Below are 21627 nucleotides of genomic sequence, written 5' to 3' on the forward strand. Positions count from 1 at the left end.
AAGTGGGTTAAACTATTTATTGTTAATTAAAAATTACCCCGTGCAAAACCCGCCGTTCGACGAATTACCCTAACATCATAAATTCTTTGGTCGATTCCGTCAAACGCTTGGCCCCGTTCTCCGTAATGACCACGTCGTCTTCAATCCGCACCCCGCCGAAACCAGGGATGTAGATTCCCGGCTCGACCGTGACGACCATCCCCGGTTTCAGAACGGTGTCGCTTAGTTTGGAGACGCGAGGCTCCTCATGAACCTCCAGACCGAGACCATGGCCCGTACTGTGGCCAAACTGCTCTCCGTAGCCGTACCGGGTAATGATATCGCGGGCGAGGGCGTCCGCTTCGCGGCCTGTCATGCCCGGCCGGAGAAACTCAAGCGTATGCAGCTGAGCCTCCAGAACGATATCGTAAATCTCCCGGTGTTTCGGCGTAGGCTCTCCGATGAAAACCGTGCGGGTTATATCCGAGCAATAACCGTTCATATAAGCGCCGAAATCCATAGTAACGAATTCGTTTCGTTGGATCACACGGCTGCTGGCCACACCGTGCGGCAGCGCGGAGCGCTCGCCGGACGCGACGATGGTGTCAAAAGAAGTTCCGGCAGCGCCGTGCTTGCGCATGAACGTCTCCAGTTCCAACGCCATGTCCCATTCCGTTACTCCCGGCTTAAGCACTTCCAGCATGTGCAGGTAGGTGCGGTCGGCCAAATCGGCGGCCTGTTTCATTAATTCCAGTTCGCCGTCATCCTTGTACAGCCGCAGCTCCTCCACCAGTCCGCCGACAGGTACAAGCTTCACCGGGTGAAGATCCCGTTCCAGCGCACGGTAAGTGGAGAATACCATGCTCGCTTCCTCAAAACCGAGCTCTTTAATCCCTTCTCCCGAAAGAAGCTCTTTCAGACTGTCCGCAACGGAAGGGCCATGTTGCACAATTTCAAACCCGGGCGCCTGCTCGGCCGCCTGTGTCGTATAGCGGAAATCCGTCAGCAGGAAGGCCTTCTGCCGGGTAACGAGAACATATCCCGAGCTGCCCGTAAATCCCGTCAAATAGCGGCGGTTCACAGCGTTCGTAATCCATAATGCCTCGAGCTGCTCCCGCTCCATAACTTTGCGCAAGCCCTCTACACGTGTATTTCCCATATTTAACTCTCCTTACTTGTTAACTTCCTTGTTAACTTCGCTTCACTGTGCCACGAGGTCGCATTTATTGAAACTTCTGCAGGTGACGTTTTAGCGCCGCCAGCCCCAACTCATATCCGTAAGAACCGAACCCCGCAATTTGTCCCACCGCTACCGGAGCGATCACCGAATGATGGCGAAAGGATTCGCGGGTATGGATGTTGGATAAATGCACTTCCACCGCAGGGAGGTTAACCGCGGACAGCGCGTCTCGGAGCGCGTAACTGTAATGGGTGAGAGCCCCCGGATTAATTAAAATGCCGTCGAAGGAACCGTACGCCTCATGAATTTGATCGATCAATGCGCCTTCATAATTGGATTGAAAAAAAGAAAGCGCGATATCTTCATTCCCCGCCAGTTCGTTCAACCTGGCCTCGATATCCTTCAGGCTTTCGGAGCCGTATATTCCGGGCTCGCGGATTCCCAGCATATTCAGATTCGGGCCGTTTATCACAAGGATGCGATACATATGGCTTCACCCTTCCTGGTTCAAGGTTCATCAGAACGGCTGTGTCCGAATTTCAGAACCTCCCCTGTAAAAATAACCAAAAGTTATTTTACCATAGACAAACGGATATTGAGAAGCATTTTGTCCCTATTGCAGTACCTTCTTCGGCTCCCGAACCCTTTCATTCGTATACTCTTCGGCCGTGGTGTAACCGATGAACATGCCCCACAGCAAAAATACGCAAAATTCGCTGAACAGCGTATCGAACGAATACTCGGTGGCCGGTCGGGTCATTTTTGTGAACGGCCCCAATGCAAAAAACAAAACCAGCCACCAGGCCACACCATAGACCAGTCCGGGCCAAGGTCCCTTTAATTTCCGGAACGCCACCACATAAATTACGGAAGCGACGAGAGAGAACAGGATAAAAGACAGCCATCCCGCATAATACCCCGGCAGCGTTTTTAGATAAGCATGTTTAAAAAACGGTTCCATTAAAAATCCGGGGACGATCCCCGTAAACTTCATATAATAAAACAAGCCTCTGACCGCGCCCCAGATCAGTCCCGCAAAAAAGCCGAGCTGTAGGGAAAAAAGCCAGATATTCGTCTTCTTCTTTCGTCTGAACATATGTTGGATCATTTGCACACTTCTCCTTTTCCAGATACCTTGTATGGTTGCCATTAGTATGCGCAATTCAAAAAAGACTAATCAAACTAGAATTTACATTAGAAGTTCGATACAATGTGTTTATGAAACCCTCATTTCTATTAAATCGATTCTAGGAAGGTGAAATAGTTGCCTCAGCAATCCACACCCACGATCTATGGCGGCCAAGCCGTTATGGAAGGCGTCATGTTCGGCGGAAAACATGTCAATGTCACTGCAGTTCGCCGCAAAAACGGAGAGATCACCTTTTTGGAAGTGCCCAAACAGGATAAAGCCTGGGTGAGAAAACTGCGTAAAATTCCGCTTGTCCGCGGTCTGGTCAGCATCATCGATTCCAGCGCCAAAGGGTCCAAGCATTTAAATTATTCGGCCGAGGCGATGGCCGATGACGAACTTTCACAGGAGGAGCGCGCCAAGCAAAAAGAAAAGGAAGAATCCTCCTTCTCCCTGTCCATGATTTTGGGGGTGGCGGTGGTAGGCGTGCTTTCTTTTATAGTCGGAAAGCTGATTTTCACGGCCGTACCTGCGGTAGTCGAACAGTTCATTTTTCAGCATGCATTTGAGAATCAGACTTTGCATACCCTGATTGAAGGAGTCATCAAAATCGTCTTCCTTCTGGCGTACCTGTGGATCATCTCGCAAACGCCTGTCATCAAGCGCCTTTTTCAATACCATGGGGCGGAACACAAGGTGATCAGCGCCTATGAAGCCGGCGAAGAACTTACGCCGCAAAACGTGCAGAAATACAGCCGCCTGCACTACCGCTGCGGCAGCAGCTTCATCATCTTGACGGTGATTGTCGGCGTCATCATTTACTCCCTTCCGATTTTCAGTTGGGATTCCATATGGGAGCGCGTATATATTCGCATCCTGTTACTGCCGCTGGTCATCGGCATTTCGTTCGAAATGCTCCGGTTTACGAATGCGGTCCGGGACATCCCGGTACTCCGGTTTCTCGGTTATCCCGGACTCTGGCTTCAATTGTTAACCACTAAAGAACCGACCGACGATCAGGTCGAAGTCTCCATCGCTTCCTTTAACCGGATGCGCGAGCTGGATGCCCGACTGGAGCAATCCTCGGCGATCGAACCCGATATCGGCCGTTCTTCCTTGGATCCCGTGAAAGGATGATGAGAGCATGAAAAAACAGGCCATTCTATTCTGGATCGTTATCGCCTTAGCCGCCTTCAGCATTTTAGATGGACTGTTTGGAAGAGGAAGATTGGACCTTGGCGGTCTGTTGATTCCGCTCATTGTCGTCGGCATCGTATTCCTGCTCTATAAATTCCCGCCGCGTCAATTCCGGAAATCTACCCCCAAGGTTAAGCCCTCGGCCCGGACCATGGCCAAGGTCGCCGGAGAACGCCGTCAGGCCGGAGGGAAGCGCAAGTCTTACCCGTTTCAGGTCATAGAAGGCCAAAAGGGAAAAAACGACGACGATTTACCGAAATATCATTAATTGACACGAGCCTGCTGATACTTTATGAACTGCTCTTCGTAATACTGGGCATTCCAGTCCCCGAAGAAGCGATTTCCGGCCCGAAGCCCGGATTCATAGAGCAGCAGGCTCTCTTCTTTTCCGATATCAAATTGCGTGGTCGAGATGCCAAGCGTGGGGATTTTAACCGTCCGATAGCGGTTTTCTTGTTCAATGTACCGTTCGTCGTGGGCAGATAGCATCGTTTCCACCAAAGCCTGGAGCATGGAGAACGGGCCGCGGATCACATGGGGTTGGTTGCTGTTTTTGCCGACCATCTGGAATCCCACCGTCGGGATCATCTTGTCCTTCTTCGGAGCGGACGGAACCTGGTCGAATAACCATAATGGAAAATTGCTGAGCAGCCCTCCGTCCACAATGTGGAGGAACTGGTCGGGAAACCTTTTGCCTTTCGACAATTTGGGGGGAAGACGGAGCAGGACCGGGTCAAAAAAGTACGGGATGCTGCAGCTCATCCTTACGGCCTTGGCCACCTCAAACGACTCGGGACGAAATCCGATTTTCACCAAATCGTCCGGAAGCACCATGATTTTTCCGCTGGTGATATCCGAAGCGATAATTTTCAATTTATTGTCCTCCAGATCGCCAAAGGTTTTGACGCCTTTGTCCAACAGTATTTTGCGGATCCATTCCTCCAGCGCCTCTCCGGAATATAGCCCCTTCTTTAAAAGGACGCGCAGAGCCGGACCGATCAACGCGGTATTAAAGATCGGAGCTCTACGCAAAAACCGGGTGAATGAAGTTTCCAGAATAATCTCCCGCATCTCCTGCCCATCGTAACCGGCCGCCAACATCGAAGCGACGATGGAGCCCGAAGACGTGCCGGCAACCCGATGAAATCGCCACCCATGCTCTTCCGCCGCCCTAACCGCACCGGCCAGGGAAATGCCCTTAACTCCTCCACCCTCGAAAACGCCGTTCATAAGCATAAGAAAACCCCCATCCCCTACACAAGTCTTATGCTTATGTATGAGGATGAGGGTTGTCCATATGCTTATTTGTTGCCGTAATAGGATTGAAGCAAAGGAATAAGTCCGAGCGGATTTTTCCGCAAATCCTTGGCACTGAAGAAAATACTGCCGTTTACTTCCGGAATCGTCCGGTTATAATCCAGTTGATCGATAATCTCCTGAGCGGTATTCCAGCCGATCTCCGGGGTACCGATCTTGTAAGGCGCGTGTCCGATGTATAATTTCACGTCAGTGCCTCTTACTTCCGCAGCCCACCAATTTGCGATAATATCGTAGCGGGCTTCTTTGCGGGTCAGGCTCCAATAAATTTGCGGCGCCACATAATCGATCCACCCTTCCCTGATCCAGGTGCGGACGTCGGCATAGGTGCTGTCATAAGCGGTAATACCGGCGCGAGTATCCGATCCCGTAGGGTCGGTCGCCTTATTTCGCCACACCCCGAAAGGGCTGATCCCGAAAGACACACCCGGTTTGACCGCGTGAATTTGGCGGTCAAGCTCCCGGACAAGATCGTTCACATTGTCCCGGCGCCAGTCCCCTTTATCGCCGATATTGTTGGCGTTATAGCTCTTGTAAGTAGCATCGTCGTTAAACTTGGCCTTGGCCGACTCACCCGAAGGGTAGAAGTAGTCGTCAAGATGAACGCCGTCGATATCGTAACGTTCAACCACTTCCATGATCGCATCAACGATATGCGCCCGGGCCTCCGGAATGCCCGGATTGATGTACAGTTTGCCGTCAAACTTAACGATCCATTCCGGATGCTGCTTCGCCACGTGGTTGGCCGACAGCTTGCTGGCATCGCTTCCCGTGCTGGCGCGGAACGGATTGAACCAGGCATGGAACTGCATGCCGCGGCGGTGCGTCTCCTCAATCATGAACTGCAGCGGATCATACCCCGGATCTTTCCCCACCGTGCCCGTTAGAAAACCCGACCAGGGCACAAGCTCGGAACGGTAGAGCGCATCCGCCGAAGGGCGAACCTGAACGAATACCGCATTGATACCCATCGCCTGCAGCTCGTCAAGCAGCTTCGTATACTCGGCCTTTTGCTCGTCGGCCTTCCCGTACGAAGCCTTGCTCGGCCAATCCAGGTTCGAGACGGTTGAAATCCAGGCTCCGCGCATTTCACCGCTCTTTGCGGGTGCGGGGATGTCCGGCTGCTGCGGCTCGGTTGGCGGCGTAGCCTCCGGCGGCTGTCCGGTCCCCCCGCCCGGCGACGTAAGCGTAATAATTCTTGAGGTCGGATCCCAATCGACCGAAAGCCCGAGCTGCTCGCCGACAAAGCGGAGCGGCACCATCGTCCTGAGGTTCTTGCTCTCCACGGAGACCTCGAGCGCTACGTTTGTCCCGTTCACTACAGCGGTCTTGCTGCCCATCGTCAACACCAGCGTGTTGCCGTCTTTCTCGATCGTGGCGGTACGAACTGACGGAGACCAGTCGACCCGGGCCCCCATCTCTTCGCTGATGACCCGAAGCGGGACCATCGTCACATTCAGTTTCGGCTTCACATAGGGAGCCGAATCACTCGGAAGAACTTCTCCGTCCATCACGATTTGAATGTCACGGTCCGAAGCCGCCTGCACCCGTCCCGTTCCGGAAACAGGCCAGACCAAGACAAAAACCAATAAAGCCACTAACCAAACCCGAAAAAATTTCATCTGCAACCTCCACTATTGAAATCCCTAAACAACTCTACCTAATGTAAACGCACCAGAGGCCTCCGGAGTTGCGGACAACCCGTAAACTTTTCGGGAAACCGCGCAGGTCATAAACAAAAAGCGCGAACAGCGAGGGGGCGCCCCCTGCGTTCGCGCTTTTTGACGAAGCATCCTTAATTCGTACTTGACGGACTTAAGATTCCCCCAGCAGTTCCTGCTGAACCTTGCGCAAATCCTCGGCCCTGGAGCTCTCCCGCTTAAAATATTCGACCAGACCGGCAATGCAGGTGATGGAATCCCAACTTAAATGATGCTCGATCCCTTCCACATCTTTATATATATTCTCCTGATCGACACCGATCATTTCGAGGAATTCTTCAAGCAGCTCATGACGGTCAACGAGCCGTTTTCCTACTTTCTTCCCCTTGTTCGTCAAAACCAAGCCCCGATACTTTTCATAAATTAAATATTCATCTTTATCCAGCTTCTGGATCATCTTGGTGACGGATGAAGGATGAACCTCCAACCCTTCCGCAATATCGGAAACTCGGGCGTATCCTTTCTCGTCGATCAATTTGTAGATACGCTCCAAATAATCTTCCATACTGGGCGTTGGCATCTGGTATTACCTCTTTTCCATGAGTTCACGCGGACCTGACATCACATGCACATCCCGCTACTTGTTTAATGATACATGTAAAACTTGTCTGTTGGCAAGTCTGCGAACCATGCAATTTAATACTCATGGAAAGGCGGTTCGCTCAGAATTTCAGCCATTCCGGCGTCATCTGCTGCAGCCAAATCGTAATTTGCGCCATCCGGTTCGTAAACAGCAAAATGCCCATCAGCAGCATAATTCCGCCTCCTACCTTCATGAGAACAGCCGAGTAACGGACAATCCACTTCGTCGAGCCGACGAAAAAAGCAAGGGCAAAGAAAGGCAGCGCAAACCCGGCCGAATAAGCGGTGATGAGGCCGAGCCAGGTCCCCGGCTCGCTTACCGCAAGCGCGATAATCGCGGCGAGGATCGGACCGACGCAGGGGGACCATCCCGCCGAAAAGCCGATGCCGAAAATAAAGGAGCCAATGTAGCCCGTCGGCTTGAATTTCAAATTCATCTTCCGCTCGCGCAGCAAAAACTGGGGCTGGAAGATGCCGAGCAGGAATAGTCCCATCAGGATGATTAATATCGCCGACAATTGGCGGATCAAATCCCGGTTGTTGTTAAAAACCTCGCCGAACAGTCCCGCGCCGAATCCGAGCGTATAAAATACCGCGGAAAACCCCAAAATGAAGGCCAGCGTATGCGTCATGGTGCGGAACCGGACTTCCCGTTTGTTCTGTTCAGTCTTTAGCGTCTGCACCGACAGACCGGTAATATACGACAAATAGGACGGGTATAACGGAAGGCAGCATGGAGAAATGAAGGACGCCACCCCCGCCCCGAAAGCAACCCAAAGATTCATGTCGGCCATAACACCCATCCTTCCATGTCTATGCGGAAAATCCTTTTTTCCCGATCAATGTTAAAATCAGCATGGCGATCAGCAGCAAAACGATCGTAGCGCCGGGGGCCAGGTTCCATACCCCCGCGGTAACCAGGCCGGCGACCACGGCGATCTCGGCGATAGCGACGGAGAAGATCACCGAGGACTTAAAGCTTCTGGCAATCAGCAGGCTGCAGGCCGCCGGAATCGTGAGCAGCGCCGATACGAGCAGGGCGCCGACGATTTTGATCGCGGTACTGATGACCAGTGCCGTCATAACGGTAATCAGCATATTCAGCAGCTTGACGGGCAACCCGCTGACCGATGCCGCATCCTCTTCGAACGTCAGCAAGAACATCTCTTTAAAGAAGATCGACACCACCGTGACGACAACGAGGGTGACCGCACCGACCACATACAGATCGGTAGTGTCCAACGTATATATACTGCCGAACAAATAACTCATTACATCCGTATTGTAACCCATTCCCAGCGTGAAGAACAGGGAAGCCAGCGCCACGCCCCCCGCCATGATGACGGCGATGGACAACTCGGCATATCCTTTATAGGCCTTGCGCAGCTTCTCGATCGCAAACGAGGCCGCGACGGCAAAAGCCAGCCCGACGCCGATCGGATAGACATTGACCAGAAGCCCCAGAGCCACCCCCGCAATCGTCACATGGGCCAGCGTATCCCCGATCATCGAAAGCCGCCGTAAAACAAGAAAAATGCCGATCAGGGGAGCCGTCAGCCCGATCAGCAGCCCGCCTGTCAGCGCTCTTTGAAAAAAATCCGCAGTTAAAATCTCCAAATGTCACATCTCCTATCGCTTCCCGAGCATGCAGACTAGACCAACGAATGCTGCATCCCGGGGATGGTGCAGTCCTGTTCATGCGAATGGCGCACGTAAAATTTAATGCCGCCGCAGCGGTCGCGCGGTTCTTTACCCAAGTAACTTTCAATCATTTCCATATCATGGGACACCATCAGGAATGTCATGTGGTGGTGGCGATGCATATGAAAAATCAATTCAAAAAAATCGGCCTGGGTTTGCGCGTCGATTCCGACCGTAGGCTCATCCAACACGAGCAGATCGGGCTGATTGATCAGCGCCCGGGCGAGGAACACCCGCTGCTGCTGACCTCCCGACAATTGACCGATCCGCTTGCCGGCAATGTCCGCGATTCGCATGACTTCCAGGGCTTCGCTGCATTTCTGAAGATCCTCCTTGCCGACCCGCTTAAACAGCTTCTTGTTGCTGTACAAGCCCGACATGACCACTTCCCGCACCGTTGCGGGAAACAGCGGATTAAAGGCGTTCTTCTGCGGCACATAGCCGATGCGGTCCCAATCCCGAAACCGCCGGATGCTTTGCCCGAACAGCCGGATCTCTCCTTGCGACGGCTTCAGCAAGCCGACCATCATCCGGAGAAGCGTCGTTTTGCCGGCTCCGTTGGAACCGATCACGCCGACGAAATCACGTTCTTTCACGACAAGACTGAGATCGGTAATGACTTTCTGATCGCCGTAAGCGAAGGAAACCTGATCCAGTTCGATGATATTCTCATGGCAGTAAGCCGCCGGAGCGGCGTTTTCGGAGTTCATGGCTCTCTTCCTTCCGGTTCTACTGTAATGCCTCTCTTTATTTTAGAGCGAGAATCAGATTTTGCAAATTCTTTTCCATGAGGGTAAAGAAATTGTCCCCGTTCTCCTGCTGCTCCTTGGTAAGCCCTTCGACCGGATTCAACACCAGTGTCTCGACACCGGCTTCGCTCGCCAAAGTTTTGGCCAGCTTGTCGGAAACCAGTTCCTCGAAGAAAATGTACCGGATGCCTTCCTGTTTGACCATTTTGGAGAGTGTCACCAAATCCTGGGCTCGTGGCTCCGCTTCCGGGGACAAGCCCATGATCGCATGCTGGGTGAGGCCATAATCCCGGCACAAGTAGCCGAAAGCTTGGTGGGAAACGACGATTTCCTTTTTCGAGGTTTTGGCCAGCTCCTCCGTAAATTTCGCGTCAAGATCGTCGAGCTTTTGGCGAAGCTCCGCAAACCTGGCTTCATACCCTTCTTTATGGGCGGGATCTGCCTCCACGAAGCTGTTTTTGATATTCTCGGCCATGATTTTCGCGGATTTCGGGCTGACCCAAGTGTGCGGATCGATATGATGATCATGCCCATCCTCGTGTGCCTGTTCAGAATGGGCTTCATCGGCATGACCTTCTTCTTCCGCCCCGTTCTCGCCTGCCTCCGCATGGCCATGGTTATGGCCGTCATCTCCTTCCGCGTAAATCAGCTCGATGCCCTTGCTCAGTTCCACCGGCTTCACTTTTGCGTCTTGATTCAGCCCTTTAAGAAAGTTGGGAACCCATCCTTCCAATCCCGCTCCATTATAAAGGAACAAATCCGCCTTGGAGGTGTTCAGCATGTCCTTGCTCCGCGGTGTCCAATCATGCGGCTCCACCCCGGTCGGCAGCAGATTGATCACATTCGCGTCCTCGCCGCCGATCGCCACGGAAAATTCGTAAACCGGATAAAAACTGGTGACGACATTCAGCTTCCCCTCGACAATTTCGCCTCCGCCGCCGCTTTTCCCGCAGCCTGCAAGCAGCAGGACTCCTGCCAGCAGGATCATCGCCGGCTTCCAGCATTTATTTATGTATAAACGCATATTTTCTCTCCCTCTCGCTTTAATCGTAATAATTACAAAGATGATTATAGAGGTAATGTAAAACAAGTGTCAACTCCATGTTGACATTTTGCTTATTATTTGAGAGCAAGCCACAAAAAAACCGCCAAGGGCAGAGCGCTTGGCGGTAAGTGTACAATCGGTCGTTTTATTTGACGACGGCGCCGTTCGGCATGGAATCCGGCACCGTGGCCAGCGTAAGCTGGTCCCCTTGCGAAGCCGCCAGGATCATTCCCTGGGACAGCTCGCCGCGCAGCTTCACCGGCTTGAGATTCGTTACGCAGATGACTTTCCGGCCCACCAGCTCTTCGGGCTTGTAGAATTTCGCAATCCCGGAGACCACCTGCCGCTGCTCGAAGCCGAGGTCCAATTGCAGCTTGAGCAGCTTGTCGGCTTTCGGCACGGGCTCGCAGGCAAGCACCTCGGCCACGCGCAGCTCGACCTTGGCGAAATCGTCGATGCCGATTTCGTCCTTGAGCTCCGGCTTCGCGGGAGCCTCCGCGGAAGCGCCAGCGTCGGCCGCCTCAGCCGGCGCGGCAGCCGCGGACGCCGTCCCCCCGGACATCGAGTTCGCGATGTACTCGATTTCCTGCTCGGCGTCGAGCCGCGGGAAGATCGGCTCGCCCTTGCCGACCTTCGTCCCGGCCGGTACGAGGCCGAAGGACTTGGCACTGTCCCAGGCGGTCAGTTCGCCCGGCGTCAAGCCCAGCTGCGCCCAGATTTTGGCCGGCGCCTGGGTCAGGAACGGCTGCAGCAAGATCGCCGCAATCCGCAGCGATTCGACGAGATGGACCATCACCGAAGCCAGCTCCTCTTTTTTCGCCTCATCTTTGGCGAGCACCCAAGGCTGGGTTTCATCGATGTATTTGTTGGTCCGGCCGATAAAAGCGCCGATAGCGGACAGCGCCACGGAAAATTCCAAATTCTCCATGACCTCTTCCACCTTCTCGACCGTTTCGAGCGCAAGTTTGGAGAGATCGGCATCGTACGGCGTAATGTTCGGCCGGTAAGCCGGGACTTCGCCGTCAAAATATCTGCCGACCATCGCCACCGTCCGGTTCAGCAGATTGCCCAGATCGTTAGCCAGATCGGAATTAACGCGCTGGACGAAGCTCTCCGGTGTAAACGAACCGTCGGCGCCGAAAGGCACCTCGCGCAGCAAGTAATAACGGGTGGCGTCCAGCCCGTAACGGTCGATCAGCACGGCGGGATCCATGACATTTCCTTTGGATTTGGACATTTTGCCGCCCTTCATCAGAAGCCAGCCGTGGCCGAATACTTTTTTCGGCAAAGGCAAATCCAGCGCCATCAACATAATCGGCCAGTAAATCGTATGAAACCGCACGATTTCTTTCCCGACGAGATGAACGTCGGCGGGCCAGTAGCGGTTAAACAGCTCCTCGTTGTCGGTTCCGTAGCCCAAAGCCGTAATATAGTTGGACAGAGCGTCGATCCACACATATACGACGTGCTTCGGATCCCCTTTTACCTTCACGCCCCAGTCAAACGTGGTCCGCGATACCGCCAGATCCTCCAGACCCGGCTTGATAAAGTTGTTGATCATTTCGTTTTTGCGGGATTCCGGCTGGATAAAGCCGGGATTTTCCTCGTAGTACTTCAGCAGCCGGTCGACGTAATTGCTCATCCGGAAGAAATAACTTTCCTCCTTGACCAACTCCACCGGACGTCCGCAGTCGGGACAGTTGCCCTCGACGAGCTGCCGCTCCGTAAAGAAGGATTCGCACGGGGTACAGTACCAGCCCTCATACTCCCCTTTATAGATATCGCCTTTTTCCACCAAACGGTCAAAAATCTTCTCGACGACCGCCTTATGCCGCGGTTCGGTCGTGCGGATGAAATCGTCGTTCGAAATGTCGAGCTTCTTCCACAGCTCTTTAATGCCGACCACGATGTCGTCGACAAATTGCTGCGGGGTCTTCCCCGCTTCTCCGGCCTTGCGTTCAATTTTTTGACCATGCTCGTCCGTCCCCGTCAAATAGCGGACATCGAAGCCGCGCAGCCGTTTGTAACGAGCTATCGCGTCGCCCGCCACCGTGGTGTACGCATGCCCGATATGCAGCTTGTCACTGGGATAATAGATGGGGGTCGTAATGTAAAACGTCTTTTTTTCGGACATTTCCTTCAGCTCCTTTTAGAGTTAAAAAACAAAAAACTCCCGTCCCAATATGGGACGAGAGAAAACTCACGCGCTACCACCCAATTTCCCCGCCGCTTCACAGCGCACGGGCTCAGTCGGTCCTGCCGGACCCTCCATTAACGCCGGATGCCGCGCCGTATCCTTATCCCGGTGTTTCCGCCGGCGACTCGAATGCGGTTTCTCCCGGACCATCTTCCAAGGTTAGACCAGACCGGTTTGCAGCTCCCCCGGCTCTCTGAGGCTGGCCTAAATCCAAGTACTTATCCGTTCATCGAAATGGGAAATTCAGTTATAAGGTTATCTTATGAAAAATAACGCCTTTCTGTCAAGCCGCGGCTCCGTCATTTCCATCACCTCTCAGCCGGAAGCGGAGTCATCCGACAGTTCCGGCCGCTCTTTCTTACGCGGGGGAACCGGGTCCAAACCGCCCGGATGAAAAGGATGGCATTTTGCGATGCGCTTGGCCGCCAACCAGGAGCCTTTCACCGGCCCGTGAACCTCGATGGCCTCGAGCGCATAGGCTGAGCAGGTCGGATAGAACCGGCAAGTCGGCGGCTTCAGGGGAGAAATAAACTTCCGGTAGAAAACGATCGGACCTTGGAACGCTTTTCTGGTGATCCCCATGGCAATCCTCTTCCTTCTATGCCTTACTTGGCCGGCTTGCGAGCCGCTTCTTCGCCCGGTGCGCTTTCCCGCTGGCAATTTTTGCAGTACCCGAATACTTCAAATTTATGTTTAACCACCTGAAAAGCTTCGGGGGCATCCGTCAGCGGCATCGGACAAAAATGAATCGGGTATGTTTTCTGACACTGCAGACAGATCATGTGATGATGATGGTGGCCTTCGCTGCTGCAGCTGGCACGGAATTTCAAACCGTCTTCAAACACGATCTGCTCGATCGCTCCCAGCTCCTCCATAACCCGTAAATTACGGTATACGGTATCGAAACTGAGTCCGTTGTATTTGCTGCTCATATATTCATAAACATCTTTCGGCGTTAGGTAACCGTCGGTCTCGGCAAACAGTTTCGCAAGGCTTCTTCGCTGATCCGTAATTCTCAAACCCTGCGCCGACATGACCGAAATAATCTCTTCCGTTGACAGCATGCGACATTCCTCCCGTCTTTCCTTCATGCGTCACTTCTATTATAATGCCGCAAAAGAGGGCCCCTCGTCAATGAAGCCCCTGCCAAAAAAAGCGAGCCGCAGAGTGTGACCTCCATGGCTCGCTTTCGTCAATTAAAACCTTAAGGCTGCTTCTTCTGAGGAAGCGGTTGGAACAACAGGTTCACGGACAAGTTGCTGCCTGGAGCAGCCGTAAACAGGAATTCCACGGATTGCTCACTGTCCCCCGTCCGGAACAGAACGACATTTTCGTTAGGGGCATATACGCCGCTTTCCTTGGCCACCGGCACAATCTCTCCGTTGATCATAATATAACCGGTATAGAAGCCGCCGCGCGGGTTAAACGTAACCAGCGTGTTCGGTGCGACGCGATGGAGCTTGATCGTATACAGGACGCCGAAGTTCCCGGCGTTGAGCACATACTCGCCGTTTCTCGGCGTATCGTAACCGACCAGGAACGGGTCGCTGGAATTGTCGCCGATCAAAAGGCGGGTTTGCTTCGAGCCGACCAATTCCCCGTAATCGATACGGCGAGTCGCTTCAGGGAACGTGCCGCGGTTATGCTTATCCTTTTCCACGAAGCCCAGCCAAGGAAGCGTAGCGATCGGATCTTTGTCCGCTCCGATCAGAATCACATCGTATTGCAGCGTGTTATCGCTGTACAGATCGGCCAGCAAGGAAATGACGTCCCCCTGTTTCAGGGCTACCGCACTCAGTTCGGTCATCACCAGTTTTTTCTCGCCCGGAGCAATCCACGTTTCTTTGTATTGGCTGCCGTTTTGCATCGACTCGTAATACCGTTGAACCGAAGCTTTACCGACGCCCACCGCGGATGGGTTCGGTCCGGCAAAACCGAGGTTGGTCTGGGTTAACCGCACCGTTTCGGCATTGTTGTTGGTAGCGATAATATACATTTTCACATTTTTGCCGGTCGCGTTCACATGGTGAACCATGAAACGGGTATTCCCCATAACCGACTCCTGGTACAATATGCCTTCGGAATATACCGTTTCCGGGCTGTTGCTGCGAATCAGCGTCGTCGGTTCCGAAGTGAATTGATAGTTTACTCTTTCCCAGCTTGGAACCTGGGTTCCATCGAAACCGTATTTCTCGCCGACCGGAATAAACAGCTTATTAAATTCATCCCGGGTGTACAGCGTTTCATTTGTAATCGTAATCGTCTTCTCGATGCTGGAAGTCAGTCCGAATTCGTTGGTTACCGTCAGCTTAATCGTTACGGGACCCGGCGAAAAGAAAGCGTACTCCCGATTCTGCCACTCGCGGCTCTTGATGCCGACTTCGTCGGTACTTTGATCCGTGTAAGTAATAAGCTCGCCCATCTTGTAAGTATCTTTGTCGGTCGTAAAATTCGCCACCGGCGGCGTATGCGGTTTTCTGACTTCGATTGTCAGGGAGAACGGATCACTCCATTGACCGCTGGAATCCTGTACCCGGTAAGTCACGACGTAAAGCCCCGGCGTATCGAACATATCTTGCTTGCCCTGCCACTCTTCATTAACGATCGGAAGTCCGATCGGCGAAGTGGATTCCGTCACATACTGAACGAGTGTCTCACCCGCAATCACTTCCTTGTTCCCGATCGAGAAGGAAGCCTTCGGTTTCGTCTCAAGATTCAGAATGACGCGTTTGCCTTGCAGATCCACCTCGTACTTGATGTTCAAAGCCTTAGTGATCGCCGTCAAAGGGACCATGAAGTTATTTTGGACGGAATAGGATTTGCCCTTCATGGCCGTCGTAACGCCGTTCACTTTATAGCTGGCGCTGTTCACTTTAAAACGCAGTTCGTCGGTCCCGCGCTTAATGATGGTTTCCTTGGTTTTGCCGTCGTAAGCGATCTGCAATCCGGCGCGTTCTACGATGGCGCGGATCGAAACGTAGGAAACGTTGTCCTTGACCTCCATCGGATAACCGGCGAGGTATTCCTTGCCGTTCTGGTACATCTTCTTGCTGTTCATCATAAGCACCAGCTGGCCGGAGCCGGCGGCATCGTTCGACGTAATTTCAACGGGCGGCTCTTCCGTGGTTCCCGGAACCTGGTTCGCCGGATCTTGATTGTCGGGTGTCTGTGCTGCCGGATCACCATTTACCGTACCGTCCGGAGCCACTTTGTCGCCGCTCTTCCCTTGTGTGCCGTTATCGGCCGGAGCGGTGTTCCCCTGATTTTCTCCCGAAGTCTGATCCCCGGTCTGCCCATTCCCCTGGCCCCCGCTGGGATCAGTCGTTTGGTTCGACGTATTTCCACTGCCGGTGTTGCTCTGATTTTGACTCGTTGTTGCATTCGCCCCGTTCGAAGCGGGAGGTGTAACAGCTTCTTCCGCACTCGCGGGAAGAACCATAGCCACTTGTGAAAGCGCTATAACTGTAGTGATAACCAATCTTTTGAAATTCATGCTAGACTCCTTCTCTACTCCCATATTTGACTCTTTCAAAATCACACATACTATTAAACGCGCCTTCCCTTAAAAAGTTTCTGTAAATATTACAGCAATGTAAAAAAAGCGACATGATCCGTTAATTTTGTTGGATCTGCCGCGAGTTATGGCCTTGTTTCAGTTAGAGTAACCGGAACCCGGTCCGGTATTCGGAGTCCAAGCTTACCGGCAGCGTACCGCGAGGCACGATTTTGCCGGTCAGCACTTTGGCTAAAGCATCCAGCGCAAAGGATCGGTTTTCGTAGAGGCAAAGATAAGTGCCGACCTCCGGGAAATCATGCAGGTCATAGGGGTTGCGGCTTGAAACCGCGACGATCCGTGAACCGTAAAGCCGATTCAACCCCTGAACCAGCTGCGCTTGACCCGTCGGAAGTTCACCTTCCGCCGTATAAGTGACGACCACGATTTGGGCAAAATTTCGGCTTTGGTTTAGCACCTCCTCCACCTCCCGCTCCGTCGGATGCGTGCCGATCACGGACAAGGTGATCCGTTCCCCGTACCGCCCAAGGGCATCGGCCAGCGTATAGCGGTGAACCGCCGGCTCATCCACTTCCGTCCGGTGACGGAGCTCGGGCCACACGACCAGGATGGCCTCCGCGGGATCAAGAGGCAGGTTTTCGGCATCCTTGACCAGGGTAACGCTGTGTTCGGCAATTTCGGTCAGGAGGGCATCGCTCTCTTCCGGCGGCGTTAAAGGAACGGGGACGAAAGACTCCGTTTCCGCAACCGGGGGTAACCAACCGATCCGCTTCTTCTTTAAAGCAAGCACGCGCTCTGAGGAGCGGTCTATTCGTTCTTCGCTGAGACGGCCGGACGCTACCGCCTCCCGAACCGCCCGAATCGCGGCGATCTGATCCTCGAACGTGTGGCTGACGAGTATGAGATCCGCCCCGGCCTCGATGGCCCGCACCGCCCCCTCGGCGATACCGCAGGATTTGGATATCGCATGCATTTCCAGGCAATCGGTCACGATCACGCCTTCAAACCCCAGATCTACGCGAAGCAAATCGGTCAGCACGCGCTTCGAAAGCGTTGCTGGCGTACCCTCATCCGGCTCGAAGGCCGGAAACGCCACATGCGCCGTCATGATCGCATCGACGCCGGCCGCGATCGCCTTTGCGAACGGCGCGAGCTCGATCCGCTCCAGCCGCCGCCGATCATGCGGAACCACCGCGAGCCCGCGGTGGGAATCGACGGTCGTATCGCCGTGGCCGGGAAAATGCTTCGCCGTCGCGATCACGCCGCTTTGCTGATATCCGTGGATCGCCGCCGCTCCATGCTCCCCGACCTTGTCCGGGTCCTCCCCGAAGGAACGGACCCCGATGACCGGATTCGCCGGATTGTTGTTTACATCGACGCAGGGGGCGAAGTTGAAATTGATGCCCAAGGCGATCATTTCCTTGGCCGCCAACTCGGCCGCGCGCCGAGTCAGCCGCAGGTCCCCGGCCGCCCCCAGCGTCATGTTTCCGGGAATCCGGCTCATCCCTTCATGGTCCAGGCGGGATACCATGCCTCCCTCCTGATCGATGGATATAAACAGCGGAATTTCCGGCCTGCTGCGCGGCAGCCGCTGCAAATTGGCCGACAGGGCCGCCAATTGGGAGACGGATTCCACGTTCCGGCGGAAATAGACGGTTCCTCCGACATGATAATCCTTCACCAGTGTCCGAATTTGTTCATCCGCTGTCAGGCTGTGAAATCCGCAGATGAAGAGCTGGCCGATTTTCTCGTCCAAAGACCATTGCGACAAATCCATGCTAATTCCCCCGTTTTCTTAGGATACGTTCGATTGCTGAATACGAAATTCCGAAGGCGTCATGCCCGTGTATTTCTGAAACACTTTCGAGAAGTAACGGCGTTCTTGATAGCCGACGGCCGCACAGATTTGCGCGATCGGTTTATCGCTGCGGCTCAGCAAATCTTTGGCCCTTTCCATCCGCTGCCTCGTTAAATATTCAACAAAGGTTTCGCCAAAGTGGTTCTTGAACAGCAGGCAAAAATAACTGCAGCTGATTCCGAGAAAATCGGCGATCTCCTCGATCCCGAAATCATCGGCCAGATGATCCCGGATATAGCCCTGAGCCGAGGCCATCAACATCTCCGCGGATTTCCTGCCGGCATGGCAGACTCCGGCGCGATGCAGCAACGATTTGACCAGCGCCAGCAGGTCTTTTAGTCCGAGGGATTCCCGCAGCCGGGACCAAACGGCGGCCTCTTCCTCTTCCGTCAACACCCGTAATTCACGCAGCTCGCGCAAAAGATGGATCAGCACATAATTCAGCATTCGTTCGGCTTCGCCCGATCGCTGCCCTCCGGCCATGCGCTCCGCATATTGCGAAAGACCGTCGGCGATCCGGTTTAACGCATCCGGATGGCCATGTCGAAGGGCGGGGCCGAGCTCTTCGATATAGCCCCAGCGTCCGCCCTCCTCCGATGCATGGGAATGTCCGGTTTCCCGTTCCGGAAGGCGGTCCGCCCGCACAAACCATTCCTGTGGCGCCACCGCCAGCAGCAGCCGCTGCAGGCGCCGGTATGCCAAGTTTAGGCCGCTCCTTCTCAGTCCCCCCGCTTCCAGACACATCCGGACGCCCATGCCTTCCGTCTCTTCTCCTACCGCCGCTTGCAACCGCTCGTAAATGGGCCGCAGCCGCTCGCTAGAGAGCTCATATTCCGTGTCCGTGGAAAAAACGACACACCATTCCCCTTCCCTCGCCTGTATAATCAGGCACTCGTTCAATAAGGGCAGGAACAACTCCTTTAACCGCTGCTTGATCTTCATGTTCCAGCTTTTTCGTTCGGCGGAAGACCAGGATAGCGACCCGGCGGCATACCCGTCCGCCTCCAACAGAAGCAGGCCGTAACAACCGGGCTGCGGATTCATAGCAAGGTCCCCATTCGAATCCGCGCTCCCGTCCGCATGTTCACTCTCCGTTTCTAACTCCGTCCCATCAATCGTCCCTTCCTCCGTGATCTGTCCCAGCAGCGAATAAAGGATGTGCTTTTCATTCAGCCAGTGGGCGATCCGGTTTAACTGCCGCTGCCGGAATTGCTTCTTTTTCCTGTCCGCGATTTGACTCGCAAGCCGCCGCACCGTTTCCTCAAGCGCATAATAATCGATCGGTTTCGTAATATAATCGCTGACACCGTATTTTATGCCGGTCCGGGCATACTCAAATTCCTGGTACCCCGTCAGCAGCAGTATCGCGCTGTCCAATCCGTTTTCCCGGACGTGGCGGATAAAAGAAAGCCCATCCATGACCGGCATCCGGATATCGCTCAGAATCAAATCGGGCCGGTGCAGAAGTGCCGCTTCCAAAGCCTGACGGCCTTCCCTGGCCAGACCGACCACTTCGAAGTTCATGGCCTCCCAGGGCAGCACTTTCGACAAATTGTTCAGGATCGGCAATTCATCATCCACGAGCAATACCTTCAGCTTCATCTCGTTTCCCCCATTCGGATTTCGGAATCACACACTGAATGACCGTCCCGCTTCCGGGATGCGAGCAAATAAACAGGCCGTACCGGCTCCCGTATTGAAACCGCAAACGGTCATAGACGCTGCGCAGCCCAAGCCCTCTTCCCTCTTGATCGGCCCCGCTCTTGACCTCCGGCTGACTTCCGGTGTCCGCATAGTGGATCAGCGACAACTGTTCCCGGCTTATTCCGATGCCGTTATCCTCAATTCGCAGAATTAAACGGTCTCCTTCCGAATGACCGGATATGCGCAGAATTCCTCCATACGCTATTCCTTCAAACCCGTGCTGAATACTGTTCTCCACCAAAGGCTGAAGCGTCAGCTTTAATACCAGGCAATCCATAAGCTCCGGGGGAACGTCGATCTCGTACTCGAACAGGTCCGCAAATCTGAACTTCTGAATCTCCAGATAGCTTCGCAAATGCTCGATTTCTTCACGAAGCGGGATCTCCTCTTTCCCCTGGATGCTGATCCTTAATATCCGGGCAAGCCGCAGCACCATCTCGCTTACTTTGCGCCCCTCGTTCTGCACCGCGAGCACATTGATGGATTCCAGCGTATTAAACAGAAAGTGCGGCTTAATTTGCGCCTGCAGCACCCGGAGCTCCGCGTTTGCTTTTTGCCGCTGCTCTTTCTTCACTTGGTCGAACAGTTCGTTGATCTTATCCATTTGGCTGTTAAAGCCCTGCTGCAGCAGCAGCAGCTCGTCATCCCCTTTTTCCTCCACCCTGGCGTTCAGGTCGCCGGCCTCGACTTTTCTCATAAAGCGGACGATCACGCCGATCGTTCCCGTAATCCGGTTCACGAACAAGACATTGAACAGCATCGCCGTCAGCACGCAGACAAGAATGATCGCCACAAACCATTTGGCAAAAGTCGTCACTTCCTGCGACAAATAGCGCCAAGAGGTCACGGATACCACCGTCCATGGATAATCTTGTAACCGATGGATGGAGATCACGCTCTCTTCTCCGTTGAATTTGCCTCGATAACTGAACACGTCGCGGGTGCCGACAAGCCTTTGCCGGATTTGGTCATCCAGCACCAGACCCGTTAGCTCGGAGGGATAGTCATACAGCACCTGCCCTTTATCGTTGACCAGAAAAAATCTCGTGTCCCGCAGCTTGCTGCCGAGGGTCATGCTCTGAAATATTTTTTCGAACTCCCAGCTTTTGATTTGGACGAACAAAACCCCAACCCGCTTAAAACTTTCCAGGTCTTTGATCAGCCGGATCTGCGTGAAGACGCTGTCCGTTCCGGTTAACTCGGGATACTCCCGCGGTGCGATCCAGCGCGGTACCCCATTCAATTTCACGACCTCCCGGTATAAGGAATGCTCTTTGAATTCCTCATAGGGCAGCGTCTCGAAATTTTCCTTATTAAAGATCGTAATGACTTTGGATTCCCGGCTGCTTTGGATATTGTACAAAAATGCGTAATCGATAGCCGGATGATTGTACAACAGCGAGCGGAAATTTCGCTGATTGGCGTTCAGCTCCAGCTGGTCTGCGGCCGTCAAATCCTGGGTGTCCGGGTTTCGCGAATTCAACGCCTCCTGAAAAACCCCCTTGGCAATCCCGTTATCCGTCACATTATCCATTTCGTGAAATACATTTCGGATACTGTAGCCGATCGCCCTCAGCGAGTACTCGGCCTGCTGGCTGTACTTCATCTCAATCGACCGGAACGTTACGATAAACGTAATGATGCCGAGGATGAACAACGGAATAATGACCAGCCCGAGAAAGGCGGTAAACAATTTGATGCGCAAGTTCATTGGCCGTTTCGCTCCCGAAGTTGAAGTGCGCGACGCCGAGAAT

19 protein-coding genes are annotated in these 21627 nt (G+C 53.7%); 2 read left to right on the forward strand and 17 right to left on the reverse strand.

The annotated features are described in order from the left end of the window. Positions 1–64: 64 nt before the first annotated feature. The 3 genes from LBW89_RS23100 to LBW89_RS23110 all read right to left on the reverse strand — a co-directional run bounded on the left by LBW89_RS23100 (position 65) and on the right by LBW89_RS23110 (position 2267). Positions 65–1138 (reverse strand): M24 family metallopeptidase, encoded by a 1074-nt coding sequence (locus LBW89_RS23100; RefSeq protein ID WP_148451792.1) that lies wholly within the window; start codon positions 1136–1138, stop codon positions 65–67. Positions 1139–1202: 64 nt separating this feature from the next. After that, on the reverse strand, positions 1203–1646 hold the full coding sequence (gene aroQ, locus LBW89_RS23105) for a type II 3-dehydroquinate dehydratase (protein WP_225040526.1): 444 nt from the start codon (positions 1644–1646) through the stop codon (positions 1203–1205). Between the two features lie 126 nt (positions 1647–1772). Further along, complete coding sequence (locus LBW89_RS23110) at positions 1773–2267, reverse strand: YqhR family membrane protein (protein WP_148451790.1); 495 nt, start codon at positions 2265–2267, stop codon at positions 1773–1775. 156 nt (positions 2268–2423) lie between these two features. On the opposite strand from LBW89_RS23110, the gene LBW89_RS23115 reads away from it, so the two are divergent. Together LBW89_RS23115 and LBW89_RS23120 are read left to right on the forward strand one after the other, a co-directional pair. Continuing rightward, a complete protein-coding gene (locus LBW89_RS23115; protein ID WP_148451789.1) occupies positions 2424–3425 on the forward strand; it encodes a DUF1385 domain-containing protein in 1002 nt (333 codons plus the stop codon). A gap of 7 nt (positions 3426–3432) precedes the next feature. Further along, on the forward strand, positions 3433–3753 hold the full coding sequence (locus tag LBW89_RS23120) for a hypothetical protein (RefSeq protein WP_148451788.1): 321 nt from the start codon (positions 3433–3435) through the stop codon (positions 3751–3753). Here LBW89_RS23120 and LBW89_RS23125 read toward each other — a convergent pair. From LBW89_RS23125 to LBW89_RS23190, 14 genes are all read right to left on the reverse strand, one after another. Next, positions 3750–4721: a patatin-like phospholipase family protein gene (locus LBW89_RS23125; RefSeq protein ID WP_148451787.1), complete on the reverse strand. Its 972-nt coding sequence runs from the start codon at positions 4719–4721 to the stop codon at positions 3750–3752. The genes LBW89_RS23120 and LBW89_RS23125 overlap by 4 nt on opposite strands. Before the next feature lie 65 nt (positions 4722–4786). Then, the gene (locus LBW89_RS23130) at positions 4787–6424 is read right to left on the reverse strand and encodes a family 10 glycosylhydrolase (RefSeq protein ID WP_225040528.1); all 1638 of its coding nucleotides are present in this window, start codon (positions 6422–6424) and stop codon (positions 4787–4789) included. Between the two features lie 193 nt (positions 6425–6617). Continuing rightward, positions 6618–7043 (reverse strand): transcriptional regulator MntR, encoded by a 426-nt coding sequence (gene mntR, locus LBW89_RS23135; RefSeq protein ID WP_148451785.1) that lies wholly within the window; start codon positions 7041–7043, stop codon positions 6618–6620. Between the two features lie 142 nt (positions 7044–7185). Continuing rightward, positions 7186–7899, reverse strand: coding sequence for a cytochrome c biogenesis CcdA family protein (locus LBW89_RS23140; RefSeq protein ID WP_148451784.1), 714 nt, complete (start codon positions 7897–7899; stop codon positions 7186–7188). 19 nt (positions 7900–7918) lie between these two features. Further along, complete coding sequence (locus LBW89_RS23145; protein ID WP_148451783.1) at positions 7919–8722, reverse strand: metal ABC transporter permease; 804 nt, start codon at positions 8720–8722, stop codon at positions 7919–7921. Between the two features lie 35 nt (positions 8723–8757). Next, positions 8758–9516, reverse strand: a complete 759-nt coding sequence (locus tag LBW89_RS23150) for a metal ABC transporter ATP-binding protein (protein WP_148451782.1) — start codon at positions 9514–9516, stop codon at positions 8758–8760. Between the two features lie 37 nt (positions 9517–9553). Then, positions 9554–10579 carry a metal ABC transporter substrate-binding protein gene (locus tag LBW89_RS23155; RefSeq protein WP_225040530.1) on the reverse strand — a complete coding sequence of 342 codons (1026 nt, stop codon included), beginning with the start codon at positions 10577–10579 and terminating at the stop codon, positions 9554–9556. Between the two features lie 166 nt (positions 10580–10745). Beyond that, the gene (metG, locus tag LBW89_RS23160; RefSeq protein ID WP_225040532.1) at positions 10746–12734 is read right to left on the reverse strand and encodes a methionine--tRNA ligase; all 1989 of its coding nucleotides are present in this window, start codon (positions 12732–12734) and stop codon (positions 10746–10748) included. Positions 12735–13112: 378 nt separating this feature from the next. Continuing rightward, on the reverse strand, positions 13113–13379 hold the full coding sequence (yidD, locus tag LBW89_RS23165) for a membrane protein insertion efficiency factor YidD (RefSeq protein WP_148451779.1): 267 nt from the start codon (positions 13377–13379) through the stop codon (positions 13113–13115). A gap of 23 nt (positions 13380–13402) precedes the next feature. Then, a complete protein-coding gene (locus LBW89_RS23170) occupies positions 13403–13861 on the reverse strand; it encodes a Fur family transcriptional regulator (protein ID WP_225040534.1) in 459 nt (152 codons plus the stop codon). Positions 13862–14001: 140 nt separating this feature from the next. Then, positions 14002–16290 (reverse strand): stalk domain-containing protein, encoded by a 2289-nt coding sequence (locus LBW89_RS23175; RefSeq protein WP_225040536.1) that lies wholly within the window; start codon positions 16288–16290, stop codon positions 14002–14004. Between the two features lie 163 nt (positions 16291–16453). After that, positions 16454–18088, reverse strand: a complete 1635-nt coding sequence (nagZ, locus tag LBW89_RS23180; RefSeq protein WP_225040538.1) for a beta-N-acetylhexosaminidase — start codon at positions 18086–18088, stop codon at positions 16454–16456. An 18-nt stretch (positions 18089–18106) separates the two neighbouring features. Continuing rightward, positions 18107–19771 (reverse strand): helix-turn-helix domain-containing protein, encoded by a 1665-nt coding sequence (locus LBW89_RS23185; protein WP_225040540.1) that lies wholly within the window; start codon positions 19769–19771, stop codon positions 18107–18109. Further along, positions 19743–21584 (reverse strand): sensor histidine kinase, encoded by a 1842-nt coding sequence (locus tag LBW89_RS23190; protein ID WP_225040542.1) that lies wholly within the window; start codon positions 21582–21584, stop codon positions 19743–19745. Before LBW89_RS23190 ends, LBW89_RS23185 begins: the two co-directional genes overlap by 29 nt. Positions 21585–21627 lie beyond the last annotated feature (43 nt).

This window comes from Paenibacillus sp. alder61 (genome assembly GCF_020179875.1).
Classification (GTDB): domain Bacteria; phylum Bacillota; class Bacilli; order Paenibacillales; family Paenibacillaceae; genus Fontibacillus; species Fontibacillus faecis.

Bases quoted from the DNA above. Each gene is read 5' to 3' on its own strand.
- LBW89_RS23100 (WP_148451792.1), bottom strand. From the start codon at position 1,138: ATGGGAAATACACGTGTAGAGGGCTTGCGCAAAGTTATGGAGCGGGAG.
- aroQ (WP_225040526.1), bottom strand. From the start codon at position 1,646: ATGTATCGCATCCTTGTGATAAACGGCCCGAATCTGAATATGCTGGGA.
- LBW89_RS23110 (WP_148451790.1), bottom strand. From the start codon at position 2,267: ATGATCCAACATATGTTCAGACGAAAGAAGAAGACGAATATCTGGCTT.
- LBW89_RS23120 (WP_148451788.1), top strand. From the start codon at position 3,433: ATGAAAAAACAGGCCATTCTATTCTGGATCGTTATCGCCTTAGCCGCC.
- LBW89_RS23125 (WP_148451787.1), bottom strand. From the start codon at position 4,721: ATGCTTATGAACGGCGTTTTCGAGGGTGGAGGAGTTAAGGGCATTTCC.
- LBW89_RS23130 (WP_225040528.1), bottom strand. From the start codon at position 6,424: ATGAAATTTTTTCGGGTTTGGTTAGTGGCTTTATTGGTTTTTGTCTTG.
- mntR (WP_148451785.1), bottom strand. From the start codon at position 7,043: ATGCCAACGCCCAGTATGGAAGATTATTTGGAGCGTATCTACAAATTG.
- LBW89_RS23140 (WP_148451784.1), bottom strand. From the start codon at position 7,899: ATGGCCGACATGAATCTTTGGGTTGCTTTCGGGGCGGGGGTGGCGTCC.
- LBW89_RS23150 (WP_148451782.1), bottom strand. From the start codon at position 9,516: ATGAACTCCGAAAACGCCGCTCCGGCGGCTTACTGCCATGAGAATATC.
- LBW89_RS23155 (WP_225040530.1), bottom strand. From the start codon at position 10,579: ATGCGTTTATACATAAATAAATGCTGGAAGCCGGCGATGATCCTGCTG.
- metG (WP_225040532.1), bottom strand. From the start codon at position 12,734: ATGTCCGAAAAAAAGACGTTTTACATTACGACCCCCATCTATTATCCC.
- yidD (WP_148451779.1), bottom strand. From the start codon at position 13,379: ATGGGGATCACCAGAAAAGCGTTCCAAGGTCCGATCGTTTTCTACCGG.
- LBW89_RS23170 (WP_225040534.1), bottom strand. From the start codon at position 13,861: ATGCTGTCAACGGAAGAGATTATTTCGGTCATGTCGGCGCAGGGTTTG.
- LBW89_RS23175 (WP_225040536.1), bottom strand. From the start codon at position 16,290: ATGAATTTCAAAAGATTGGTTATCACTACAGTTATAGCGCTTTCACAA.
- nagZ (WP_225040538.1), bottom strand. From the start codon at position 18,088: ATGGATTTGTCGCAATGGTCTTTGGACGAGAAAATCGGCCAGCTCTTC.
- LBW89_RS23185 (WP_225040540.1), bottom strand. From the start codon at position 19,771: ATGAAGCTGAAGGTATTGCTCGTGGATGATGAATTGCCGATCCTGAAC.
- LBW89_RS23190 (WP_225040542.1), bottom strand. From the start codon at position 21,584: ATGAACTTGCGCATCAAATTGTTTACCGCCTTTCTCGGGCTGGTCATT.